This is a genomic window from Micromonospora sagamiensis, assembly GCF_014680085.1.
Taxonomy (GTDB): domain Bacteria; phylum Actinomycetota; class Actinomycetes; order Mycobacteriales; family Micromonosporaceae; genus Micromonospora; species Micromonospora inyonensis.
In genome coordinates this window covers 3,876,359-3,888,383 of the sequence record NZ_AP023438.1, presented here as the reverse complement: position 1 = coordinate 3,888,383, position 12,025 = coordinate 3,876,359, and the positions used below count along the sequence as shown (strand labels likewise).

The 12,025-nt window shown below is 72.8% G+C and carries 7 protein-coding genes and 1 pseudogene; 5 read left to right on the top strand and 3 right to left on the bottom strand.

The window, feature by feature from the left end:
• Window positions 1-147 precede the first annotated feature (147 nt).
• Complete coding sequence (locus IGA62_RS30590; RefSeq protein WP_145819929.1) at window positions 148-1,092, top strand: helix-turn-helix domain-containing protein; 945 nt, start codon at window positions 148-150, stop codon at window positions 1,090-1,092.
• A gap of 402 nt (window positions 1,093-1,494) precedes the next feature.
• Window positions 1,495-2,241, top strand: coding sequence for a hypothetical protein (locus IGA62_RS17185; protein WP_145819931.1), 747 nt, complete (start codon window positions 1,495-1,497; stop codon window positions 2,239-2,241).
• Between the two features lie 22 nt (window positions 2,242-2,263).
• Here the strand turns inward: IGA62_RS17185 and IGA62_RS17180 are convergent, their stop codons facing one another.
• Window positions 2,264-3,304: a S66 family peptidase gene (locus tag IGA62_RS17180; protein WP_145819933.1), complete on the bottom strand. Its 1,041-nt coding sequence runs from the start codon at window positions 3,302-3,304 to the stop codon at window positions 2,264-2,266.
• Between the two features lie 175 nt (window positions 3,305-3,479).
• Between IGA62_RS17180 and ppc the strand changes: the two genes are divergently transcribed.
• Complete coding sequence (ppc, locus tag IGA62_RS17175; protein ID WP_145819935.1) at window positions 3,480-6,266, top strand: phosphoenolpyruvate carboxylase; 2,787 nt, start codon at window positions 3,480-3,482, stop codon at window positions 6,264-6,266.
• A 110-nt stretch (window positions 6,267-6,376) separates the two neighbouring features.
• On the opposite strand, the pseudogene IGA62_RS17170 reads toward ppc, so the two are convergent.
• Window positions 6,377-6,721, bottom strand: a pseudogene (locus tag IGA62_RS17170) (hypothetical protein); the annotation flags it as partial.
• Window positions 6,722-6,775: 54 nt separating this feature from the next.
• On the opposite strand from IGA62_RS17170, the gene IGA62_RS17165 reads away from it, so the two are divergent.
• Together IGA62_RS17165 and IGA62_RS17160 are read left to right on the top strand one after the other, a co-directional pair.
• Window positions 6,776-7,963: a DNA recombination protein RmuC gene (locus IGA62_RS17165; RefSeq protein ID WP_145819937.1), complete on the top strand. Its 1,188-nt coding sequence runs from the start codon at window positions 6,776-6,778 to the stop codon at window positions 7,961-7,963.
• A 148-nt stretch (window positions 7,964-8,111) separates the two neighbouring features.
• Complete coding sequence (locus tag IGA62_RS17160; protein WP_145819939.1) at window positions 8,112-11,411, top strand: S8 family serine peptidase; 3,300 nt, start codon at window positions 8,112-8,114, stop codon at window positions 11,409-11,411.
• Between the two features lie 118 nt (window positions 11,412-11,529).
• Here the strand turns inward: IGA62_RS17160 and IGA62_RS17155 are convergent, their stop codons facing one another.
• Entirely contained in the window at window positions 11,530-11,982 is a 453-nt protein-coding gene (locus IGA62_RS17155; protein ID WP_145819941.1) for a hypothetical protein, read from the bottom strand.
• Between the last annotated feature and the right edge of the window lie 43 nt (window positions 11,983-12,025).

Here is a 12,025-nt window from a genome sequence, read left to right as displayed (position 1 = left end):
TCGCCGGAGGAGCACGCCCGGTGGGGCTGCTGGCACACGAACAGGTACCCCGCGCCCGGCCGGACGGGGGGTGTACGGATGTCAGCCTATCTCGCGGGGACGGACAATCCGACCGGTGCCAGCGGTACCGGGTCACGGGGAGGATCGATGCCGCAGACGTTCGACGACGACCCGCGCCAGCGGACGTCACACAGCCGTTGGCGCGGGCTGGGCCTGCCGGACGGCATGACGATGTACGAGGTCGAGTGCCTCCTGGACGCGCCCGGCTGGATCGGGCCGGTGCCGGACCTCGGCTACCGTGTGTACCTGCAACGTTCCGGCGCGTTCCTCCGCCGGGTCAACGGCCGGGTCACCTTCGTCGACCCCACGTCGGTGCTGCTCACCCGCCCCGGCGACGAGATGTCCGTGGCCCACCCGCTCGGCTGCGGTGACGTCTACACCTGCCTGGAGATCCCGGCCGAGGTGCTCGGGGAACGCCCGGACGCGCGGATGTGGTTCGACCGGCTCGGCTGGGACGGCCTCCTGGACGGCCGGCTCGACCTGGAGCACCGGCAGTTGGTCGCCCGCGCCCGTCGGGGCGTCGACCGCTTCGAACTCACCGAACGGGTGCACCGGTTCCTGGCCGGCGTGCTGACCGCGAGCCCGCTGCGGACCGGCGACCCGGGCGCGGATCTGGACCGGGCCGTCGCCCAGCGGCCGGCCACCCTGGCCGCGCACCGCCGCCTGGCCGACCAGGCCCGGCAGGTGCTCGCCGCGTCCGGGTTCGCCCTGGGGCTCACCGACGTGGCCCGGCAGGTCGGCTGCTCGCCGCACCACCTGAGCCGGGTGTTCCAGCGGGTCACCGGCCGCAGCCTCACCAGCTACCGCAACGACCTGCGGGTGCGGGCGGTGCTGCACACGCTGGCCAGCGGGGACGCACCGCCGCTGCGGGAGATGGCCGCCGAGTACGGCTTCGCCGACCAGGCCCATCTGACCCGGACGGTCCGCGCCCAGGTGGGTGAGCCGCCGGCCCGACTGCGCCGGCTCCTCGCCCCCGACCCGGCCCGGACCACCTCGGGCATGCCCTCCCGCGGCTCACCCCCGGCGGGCTGACCGACTGCGGGTGGGGCCTCCGCCGCCGGCCGACCGACTCCGGGCTGCCGGCCGGTCAACCGAGCAACGATGTTCAAGAGTCCGCATCCGCCGTCGACGGAGGATGACATCCGGGTCCGGTCGCCGGTCGGCCGGGGCCGGTCGGCAGGGCCATCGGGACCGGTCGTGACCGGCCGAGGCTGGCCGTGCGGGGTGCGCGGACCTGTTCGGGGAGGCCCGCAGCCCCGGCCCGACCGCCGCCGGCCCGTACCAGGCCGGCGGCAGCGTCGGACGGAGGTGCCGTGCGTGCGTACGGCGCCCCGTCCGGCGCCCGTCTCCCGTACGCGTGGTCGCGCCGCCCCCGGCGGGCGGACCCGTCGTACGCTGGGCGCCCGTGTCCTGCCGAAACGTTGGAGTACCCCGTTGACCACCCCTCCTCCGCCCGGCCACCCGCCGCAGCCCCCGTACGGCCACCCGCCGTACGGCAACGTGCCACAACCGCCGTACGGCAACGTGCCGCCGGGATACCCGCAGCCCGGGGCTCCGGTGCCCGGTTTCCCGGCGGGTCATCCGGGCTATCCGCCCCCGCCGGCCCCGACGGCCAAGCGCATCCCGGAGGACCAACCCTTCGTGGTACGCCCGAGCGCCGCCAAACGGGGCCTGACCATGGGCGCGGTGGTGCTGGTCCTGCTCAGCCCGATCGTCTGCCTCGCCGGCATCGGCATGGCGAACTCCACCGACCCGGACACCCGGGCCAACGCCGTCCTCGGCATCGCCGGCATCCTGGTCTGCCTGCTCATGGCGATCGCCCTGCCGCTCGGGATCCAACTGTGGATGATCGCCTCGGGTGGCCCGGTGCTGGCCCTGAGCCCTGCCGGGCTGTGGATCCGGACCCGGCCGACCCGTGGTCAGGCGGTCTGGGTGCCCTGGGAGGCGGTCGCGCAGGTCCGTCGCCGCCGGTGGAGCCTGGAGAAGATGCTGGTCGTCCAGCTCCGCGATCCGCGCATGTTGCAGAACCTCGGGGCGTACACCGCCCTGGACAGCAGCATGCTGAACGCCTTCTACGGCTCCGGTCTGGTGTCGACGCTGAACTTCGCGGACCGCTCCGAGCAGGAGATCGTGGCGGCGGTGACCCACTACAGCGCCGGCCGCTGCCCCATCGCCCTCTGACCCGCCCGCGACCGGGGTGCTCTCAGTAGCGGACCGTGATCCGACGGGTCACACCGTCGACCCGGACCGTGCCGCCGTACGGGACGATCAGCTGCGGGTCGGTGTGGCCGAGGTCGACGTCGAAGACCACCACCGCCTCCGGGGCGTACTCGCGCAACGCCCGGCTGACCGCGTCCCGCTGTGCGTCGGCGTACTCGCGGCGCTGCGCCTCGGTGTGCGGCCGGGCGAAGTCCCAGGCCTTGGCCCGGCCGACCAGGACGGCGGGGAAGCCGGCGAGCAGCCCCCGCTCCCCCAGGTTGCGCAGCATCCGGTACACCTCGACGGCCGACGGCAGCTCCTCCGAGGTCTCCGCCAGGAACACCGAGCCGGCCAGTTCGGCGGCCGGGGCGATCCGGTCGGCGGCGGCCAACCAGTGCAGGATCTCCAGGTTGCCGCCCCAGGCCGGCCCCTCGACGGTGCGCTGCGGCCCGCCCCACGTCCAGCCGGTGCCCGGGAGCATCGGCGGCTCGGTGTCCAGCGTCGACGGGTCGTTCCAGTCGCCCGGCTGGTCACCCCACTGCCGGGCCGGACGCAGCTCGTACCAGTCGCTGGTGAACAGCGCGGCACGCAGCGACTCCATGGTCAGCGGGTGCGCCGCGCCGGGCCGGCCGAGGTGCACCAGCACCGACCCGCCGTGGTACGCGACGATGCCGAGCCGGTGCAGGTGGTTGAGCAGGTTGGTGTTGTCCGAGTAGCCGAAGTACGGCTTCGGGTTGGCCCGCAGCACCGCGTCGTCCAGGTGCGGGACGACGGTGATCTGGTCGTCGCCGCCGACGGTGGCGAGCACCGCCGTGACCGACGGGTCGGCGAAGGCGGCGGTGAGGTCCCGGGCCCGGTCCCGGGGGTCGGCGTCCATGACCCGGGTGGTCGGGTACTCGACCGGTTCCAGCCCGAGATCCTCCCGGAGCCGGCGCAGACCGAGTTCGTACACGTGCGGGAAGACCGCCGGCAGGCCGGCGGACGGGGAGACCACCGCGACCCGGTCCCCGGGGCGTGGTTTGGGCGGGTACGTGTGGCTGACCATGGTCCGACGCTATCGGGGCGTCCCAACCGGTTTTCCGTCGTCGTCCCCGCACACCTGGGGATTCCCACGCAATGAGCCACATCTCAGGGCCGCACCCCCCGCGCGGGGACGACGCGGATACGATCCAGGGAGTCGGACAGCGCTGTCCTTCGTCCTCACGTAAGGAGCGCATCCCGTGACCGACCAGCACGACCACGACGGGCCGGACGCCGCGCTGCGCGCCGACATCCGCCGACTGGGGACCCTGCTCGGGCAGACCCTGGCCCGGCAGGAGGGGCGCCCGCTGCTCGACCTGGTCGAGGAGATCCGCGCCCTGGTCCGCACCGACGCGGAGGCCGCCGCGCACCGCCTCGGCGGCCTCGACGTGACCACCGGCACCAAGCTGGCGCGGGCCTTCTCCACCTACTTCCACCTGGCCAACATCACCGAGCAGGTGCACCGGGCGCGGGACCTGCGCCGTCGCCGCGCCGTGCAGGGCGGCTGGCTGGACCAGGCCGCCACGATGATCTCCGAGCGGGGCGTGCCGGCGGAGGAGATCGCCGGGGCGGCCCGCCGCCTCGCGGTCCGGCCGGTCTTCACCGCCCACCCGACCGAGGCGGCCCGCCGCTCGATCCTGTCCAAGCTCCGGGCCATCGCCGACGAACTGGACACCGAGACGGCCAACGCGATCCTCTACGGCGCGAGCGACGAGGGGCCGGCGAACCGCCGCCTCGCCGAACTGCTCGACCTGATGTGGCAGACCGACGAGCTGCGGCTGGACCGGCCGGATCCGACCGACGAGGCGCGTAACGCCATCTACTACCTGCGCGACCTCTACGCCGAGGCCGCGCCGCAGGTCCTCGACGACCTGGCCGACACGCTGCGCACCCTCGGGGTGGAGACCTCGCCGACCGCCCGGCCGCTGACCTTCGGCACGTGGATCGGCGGCGACCGGGACGGCAACCCGTTCGTCACCGCGGCGGTGACCCGCGAGGTGCTGGTCATCCAGCACGAGCACGGCATCGCCGCCACCGAGCGGGCGATGGACCACCTGATCAACGAGGTGTCGGTCTCCCGCCGGCTGCGTGGCGTCTCGCTCGACCTGTCGGCGAGCCTCGCCACCGACCTCGACGCGCTGCCCGAGGTGGCCCCCCGGTTCCGCCGGGTCAACGCCGAGGAGCCGTACCGGCTCAAGGCCCGGTGTGTGAAGGCGAAGCTGGCCAACACCCGGCAGCGGCTGCGCCAGGGCACTCCGCACGTGCCGGGGCGGGACTACCGGGGCTCCGCCGAGCTGGTCGCCGACCTGGAGCTGCTGCGCGCCTCACTGGCCCGCAACTCCGGGCAGCTCACCGCCGTGGGGCGGCTCGCCTCGACGATCCGGACCGTCTCGGCGTTCGGCCTGCACCTGGCGACGATGGACATCCGCGAGCACGCCGAGGCGCACCACGCCGTGCTCGCCCAGCTCTACAAGGCCGTCGGCGAGGTGGACGACTACCCGTCGCTGACCCGGCTGGAGCGGACGAAGCTCCTCGCCGACGAGCTGACCGGCCGCCGGCCGCTCTCCACGGCGGACACCCCGCTGACCGAGGCGGCCCGGAAGACCTTCGACGTCTTCGGCGCGGTCCGGGAGGCACAGGACCGGTTCGGCACCGAGGTCATCGAGTCGTACATCGTCTCGATGACCCTCGGCGTGGACGACGTGCTCGCCGCCGTGGTGCTGGCCCGCGAGGCGGGTCTGGTCGACGTGCACAGCGGGCGGGCGCGGATCGGCTTCGTACCGCTGCTGGAGACCCCGGCCGAGCTGAACGCCGGCGGTGAACTGCTCGACGAGCTGCTGTCGCTGCCCGCGTACCGGCAGCTGGTGGCGGCCCGCGACGACGTGCAGGAGGTGATGCTCGGCTACTCCGACTCCAACAAGGAGGCCGGCATCACCACCAGCCAGTGGTCGATCCACCGGGCGCAGCGGGCGCTGCGGGACGTGGCCGCCCGGCACGGCGTGCACCTGCGGCTGTTCCACGGCCGGGGCGGCACGGTCGGCCGGGGCGGCGGCCCCACCCACGAGGCGATCCTGGCCCAGCCGTACGGCACGCTGGACGGCGCGATCAAGGTCACCGAGCAGGGCGAGGTCATCTCCGACAAGTACACCCTGCCCTCGCTGGCCCGGGAGAACCTGGAGCTGACCCTGGCCGCCGTGCTCCAGGCGACGCTGCTGCACACCGCTCCCCGGCAGCCGGCCGAGATGCTGGAACGCTGGGACGCGGCGATGGACGTGGTCTCCGGGTCGGCCTACCGCCGCTACCGGTCCCTCGTGGAGGACCCGGACCTGCCGGCGTACTTCTGGGCGTCGACCCCGACCGAGCTGCTCGGGGCGTTGAACATCGGCTCCCGGCCAGCGAAGCGGCCGAACACCGGCGCGGGCCTGGCCGGACTGCGGGCGATCCCCTGGGTGTTCGGCTGGACGCAGACCCGGCAGATCGTTCCCGGCTGGTTCGGGGTCGGCTCCGGGCTGGCCGCCGCCCGCGAGGCGGGGCTGTCCGACGTGCTCGCCGAGATGCACCGCAACTGGCACTTCTTCCGCACGTTCCTGTCGAACGTCGAGATGATGCTGACCAAGACCGACCTGACCATCGCCCGCCGGTACGTGGAGACCCTGGTCCCGGAGCCACTGCACCCGATCTTCCACAAGATCGAGCAGGAGTACGAGTTGACCCGGCAGGAGGTGCTGGGGGTGACCGGCTCGCCCGCCCTGCTGGAGAACTCCCCGGTGCTCCAGCGCACCCTGGCGGTTCGGGACACCTACCTCGAACCGCTGCACCACCTCCAGGTGGCGCTGCTGCGGCAGTACCGCGACTCCGGGGCGGCCGGTCGGGCGGTGGCCACCGCGCCGGGCGGGCGGCGGGCACCCAGCGACGGTACGGCCCTGGAGCGCGCCCTGCTCACCACGGTGAACGGCATCGCCGCCGGGATGCGCAACACCGGCTGACGGGTGGTCGTACCAGCACGGCCGGGTTGGTAGCAGGGGACCCTTCCTACCGCTTTTTGGTGAGGAGGGGTCCCCTGCTACCACTGCCGCGCACCGTCGGCGGCCTGCCCCGGTCCGGGGTCGAGGCCGAGCGCCGTCCGCGCGGCCCGGACGTGGGCGAGCCCTTCCAGGGCGGTCTCCCGGGCGAGCTGGTACTGCCGGACCGTACGGGCCTGCTCCAACTGACCGCCGGCCGCGTTGTACCGCTCGGCGGCGTCGACCAGCGCCTGACGGACCACCGGAACGTCGCCGTGCAGGTTCATCACCTGGGCGCCGAGGCGCTCGTACCACACACGCGCCTCGGCGCGGGCGTCGCCGATCTCCCGGGCCCGGTTCCGGGCGCTGTTCCACTGCCACCAGACGAACCCGGCCACGTGCAGCGCGGCGAGGACGCCGAGAAAGACCAGCGTGTCCATGGCCCGAACGTACCCCTGCTCGTCACGCCGTACCCGTTTTGGCAAGCTCGGGGGATGGACTTCTCGACGCTGGCCGTGGTGGTGGTCTGCCTCGGTGCCGGCGGCGCGGTCGGCTGGTTCGCGGCGCGGGCCCGCGCGGCGGCGGAGATCGCCCGACTGGACGCCACCCTGACCGCCGCCCGGGAGGGCGAGGGCCGGCTGGAGCAGTCGATGCGGGCGTTGAACTACGAGGCGACCGCCCAGTCGCAGGAGGCGGTGGCCCGGGCGGTCGCGCCGCTGCACGAGACCCTGCGCCGCTACGAGTCCCGGGTGACCGAACTGGAACGGGACCGGGTCGACGCCTACGCCGAGCTGCGCGAGCAGGTGCGCGCCATGGGCGTGGTCTCCGGTGAGCTGCGTACCGAGACCAAGCAGCTGGTGGCGGCGCTGCGCGCGCCCCAGGTGCGCGGGCGGTGGGGCGAGCACCAGCTCCGCCGGATCGTCGAGGCCGCCGGCATGCTGGAGCACTGCGACTTCGCCGAACAGGTCACCACCACCAGTGACGACCGGCAGGTCCGCCCCGACCTGGTGGTCCGGTTGCACGGTGGGCGGTCGGTGGTGGTGGACGCCAAGGCCCCCTTCGACGCGTACCTGACCGCGATGGAGGCACGGGACGACCGGGAGCGCAACGCGCGTCTGCGGGCGCACGCGAAGCACCTCCGGGCGCACGTGGACGCGTTGGCGGCCAAGTCCTACTGGACGGCGTTCGACGACACTCCGGAGTTCGTGGTGCTGTTCGTGCCGGCCGATCCGTTCCTGGACGTGGCGTTGCAGCACGACCCGACGCTGCTGGAGCACGCGTTCGGGCGCAACGTGGTGCTGGCGACCCCGGCCACCCTGGTGGCGCTGCTGCGGACGGTGGCGTACTCGTGGCGGCAGGAGGCGTTGGCCCGCAACGCGGTGGCGGTGCACGCCCTGGCCCGGGAGCTGTACGGCCGGCTGTCCACGCTGGGCGACCACGTCGGCCGGCTCGGCAATTCGCTGGGCGCGGCGGTGACCGCGTACAACCGGGCGGTCGGCTCGCTGGAGGCGCGGGTGCTGGTCAGTGCCCGCAAGCTGGCCGAGCTGGGGGTCTCCGACCGGGAGATACCGACGCCCGCCCAGGTGGAGCTGGCACCCCGCCAGCCGCAGGCCCCGGAGCTGGTCGAATCCGCCGGTTCGGCGTCCACTTCGCCCGTTCGGCCCACCACCATCGACGACTAGCACTTTTCCCGTGACGGGGTGGACCGAATCACGTCACGAGGTGGTCACAACCTACTTCGGAGTAGTGACATCGACTCCAACCACCACGAAAGATCACGCTCACGAGTGCTCTGCATCGCAGAGCCCTGTTCTCTGGAGGAAAGAGAACGTGAGTAAACCCCGCAACCTGAGCCGGCGTACCTCCGCCGCGCTCTTCGCGTCCGTCGTGGCGGCCGGCGCCATGACCGGGGCGGGTGGTGCAGCCACCGCGAGTGCCACTCCCTCCGCGCCCGACGCCGCTCCGGCTACCGCCACCGAGACGCTGGGCTCGCACGACGCCAAGCTCCTGGCCGAGGCCGAGGCCAAGAAGGCCCCCACCGTCACCATGATCGTCGCCACCGACAAGGGTGAGGCGAAGAAGGTCGCCGACGGCGTGGAGAAGCTGGGCGGCGCGGTCAGCCAGCGCTTCGACAGCATCGGCTACGTCCTGGCCAAGGTCCCCACCGACAAGGCGCTCAAGGCGGCCCGGCTGCCCGGTGTCGCCGCGGTGGATCTCGACGAGACCATCCCGCTGCCCGACCCGACCCCCGAGGCGGCCCCGGCCGGCAGCCGATCCGCCGTCCAGGGGACGACCCTCAGCGGCCCCGGCGCGGGCACCGGCGCGGTCAACCCGTACATGCCGACCAACGAGACCGGCGCCGAGAACTTCAAGGCCAGCAACCCGCAGTGGGACGGCCGTGGCGTCACCATCGGCATCATGGACTCCGGTGTGGACCTCGACCACCCGGCGCTCCAGCAGACCACCACCGGCGAGCGCAAGATCGTCGACTGGGTGACCGCGACCGACCCGCTGGAGGACGCCAGCTGGCGGGCCATGCTCACCGAGGTGACCGGCCCGACGTTCACCGTCGGCACCGCCACCTTCAAGGCCCCGGCCGGCACCTACCGGTTCAACCGGTTCAGCGAGTCGATCACCCGGACCAGCGACCCGGCGGGTGACATCAACCGCGACGGCGACACCACCGACACCTTCGGCATCCTGTACGACCCGGTGACCCACAACATCTGGGTGGACGCCGACCAGGACAACGACTTCACCGACGAGGCCCTGATGCGGCCGTACAAGGAGAAGTTCGACGTCGGCCGCTTCGGCACCGACAACCCGGCGACCCCGGTCCGCGAGCAGATCCCGTTCGTGGTCGAGTACCGCGAGGACGTCGACACCACTCCGGTGGGCGGCCCCGGCCTGGTCGACTACGTCAGCATCGGCATCGTCGAGAGCACCCACGGCACGCACGTCGCCGGCATCACCGCCGCCAACGACATGCTCGGCAACACCGCCTTCGACGGCGCGGCCCCCGGCGCCAAGCTGGTCTCCGCCCGCGCCTGCTCGTGGGGTGGCGGCTGCACCTTCGCCGCCCTGACCACCGGCATGGCCGACCTGGTGATCAACCGCAAGGTCGACGTGGTCAACATGTCGATCGGTGGCCTGCCGGCCCTGAACGACGGCTCGAACGCCCGCGCGGTGCTCTACAACCAGCTGATCGAGGTCTACGGCGTCCAGCTCGTCATCTCGGCCGGCAACTCCGGACCGGGCGTGAACACGGTCGGCGACCCGTCGGTGGCCACCAACGTGATCAGCACCGCGGCCAGCATCAGCAAGGACACCTGGCTGGCCAACTACGGCTCGGTGGTGCGGAAGAAGAACGCCCTGTTCAACTTCTCGTCCCGTGGCCCGCGTGAGGACGGCGGCCTCAAGCCGCAGGTCGCCGCGCCGGGCTCGGCCATCTCCACCGCGCCGACCTGGCAGGCCGGCAGCCCGGTCGCCGAGGCCGGCTACCCGCTGCCCCCGGGCTACGCGATGCTGAACGGCACCTCGATGGCGGCCCCGCAGGCCGCCGGTGCCACCGCGCTGCTGCTGTCCGCCGCCAAGGCGACCGGCACCGGTGTCACTCCGGCCGCGCTGCGCCGCGCGCTGTACACCTCGGCCAAGCCGATCGCGGACGTCCCGACGTACGCGCAGGGCTACGGCATGGTCAACGTGCCGGGTGCGTGGAGCCTGCTCCGCAAGGGTGTGGAGACCCGCTCCTACACCTCCGAGGCGGCGGTCTGCACCGAGCTGTCGGACTTCCTGACGAAGTACGACGCCGCGCTGGGCCAGTTCGTGCCGAACCCGGACCAGGGCGTCGGTGTCTTCAACCGGTGCGCCTCGAACCAGGGCGGTCAGAAGGTCGGGCAGAGCCGGACCTACCCGGTCAAGATCACCCGTGCCAGCGGCCCGGCCGGTTCGATCCGGCACACCATCGAGCTGCGCGGTAACGACGGCACCTTCAAGGCGCCGACGTCCGTCTCGCTGCCGCTGAACAAGACCGTCACGGTCAACGTCACCGCCAAGGCGACCACCGCCGGGGCGCACGGCGCGATCATGACGATCGACGACCCGGCGACCAGTGTCGTCGACTTCGAGGTCTCCACCGTGGTGGTCGCCTCGAACGACGTGACGGCCCCGGACTTCGCCTACTCGGCCGAGGGCTCCGTGGACCGGAACGGCTTCACCTCGTACTTCGTGACCGTTCCCCCGGGCACGGGTGCGCTCCAGGTGAACCTCTCCGGTATCGCCACCGGTTCGCAGACCCGGTTCATCGCCTTCAACCCGTACGGTGTGCCGGTCGACAGCACCTCCAGCCTCGGCTGCTACACCAACTTCTCCGACGCCGCCGCCTGCAAGCCGCAGGAGCGGGACTACCAGAACCCGATCGCCGGGGTCTGGGAGATCGAGGTGGAGTCGCGGCGGACCTCGCCGACCCTGAACAACCCGTTCAAGCTCGACGTGCGGGTCCAGGGCGTCAAGGTGGAGCCGGCCGTCGTCGAGCTGCCGTCGGTCACCGCCGGCCAGCCGACCCAGGTGACCTGGTCGCTGACCAACACCTTCGGCCCGGTCTCGGTCTCCGGCCGGGGTGGCCCGCTCTCCAGCGTCAACGCCGCGCGGCCGACGATCGGTGAGGGTGCCGCGCAGGAGTACACCGTCGAGGTGCCGGCCGGTGCGACCACCTTCACCGCCCGGATCGGCAACACGGCCGAGGTCGGCGCCGACCTCGACCTGTACGTCTTCCGTGGGGCCACCGAGGTCGGCCGGGCGGCCGACGGTGACTCCGAGGAGGCGGTGACCATCGCCAACCCGCCGGCGGGCACCTACCGGGTGGTCGTCGAGGGCTACGCGGTGAACGGCCCCGACTCCAGCACCGCGTACGACTACCGGGACTCGTTCTCGGCGGCGGCGCTGGGCACCCTGTCCGCCCCGACCACGGCGACCCCGATGCCGCACGGTGCCACCGCCAGCCTCACCGGCACGGTGACCGCGGCGTCGACCCCGCAGGCGGGCCGGTCGCTCTTCGGTGAGCTGGCCGTGGTGACCAGTGAGGGCGCGGTCGTCGGCCGTGGCTCGGTCTCCATCGGCGCGGTGAACTGATCCGTCCCTGAGCACCACCGGAGCCCGTCCCCGCCTCGCGGGGACGGGCTCCACCCGTTGTGGCGTTCCGTCCGACCGGCCGCTGCGGGCGACCCGGCGCTGCATGCCACCCGGCGGGTCAGGCCCGCCTGACGCTGTCCACCAGGAACGGCGTGCCCTGCTGACAGGTGGTCATCAGGTCGGGCTGGACCCGGCCGGTGACGGTGAGCTTGGCACCCGACTTGATCATGTCGCGCGGGCCACCGACGAGGAGGTACTCGCCGAGCAGCAGGCACCCCGGCTCGACCCCGGAGGTGACGGTTCCGGTGATGGTCGCGCCGCCCGGAGCGGAGGACGCGCCGGGGCCACCCGGCGGCCACTCGGTCGGCTGGCGCTCGGTCGGCGGTTTGCCCGCGGGCGGGGGCACGACCGGATCGGCAGTCCCGTCGGGTGGAGTGGTCACCGGCGCTCCCGTCTGGCTCGGGCTGGCGGTGGTGCCGCCATCCTGGTTACCGCTGCCGTCCTGGCCGGCGCAGGCGCCCAGCGCCAGGCAGGCGACCAGGACCGGCAGCGCGATCCGATACGTCTTCATACCGCCTCAGACGCAGCGGGCCCCGGATCCGTTCCGACCCGGT

Coding starts and splice junctions, on each gene's coding strand:
- IGA62_RS17180 (WP_145819933.1), bottom strand. CDS start 3,304: ATGGTCAGCCACACGTACCCGCCCAAACCACGCCCCGGGGACCGGGTC.
- IGA62_RS17165 (WP_145819937.1), top strand. CDS start 6,776: ATGGACTTCTCGACGCTGGCCGTGGTGGTGGTCTGCCTCGGTGCCGGC.
- IGA62_RS30590 (WP_145819929.1), top strand. CDS start 148: ATGCCGCAGACGTTCGACGACGACCCGCGCCAGCGGACGTCACACAGC.
- IGA62_RS17155 (WP_145819941.1), bottom strand. CDS start 11,982: ATGAAGACGTATCGGATCGCGCTGCCGGTCCTGGTCGCCTGCCTGGCG.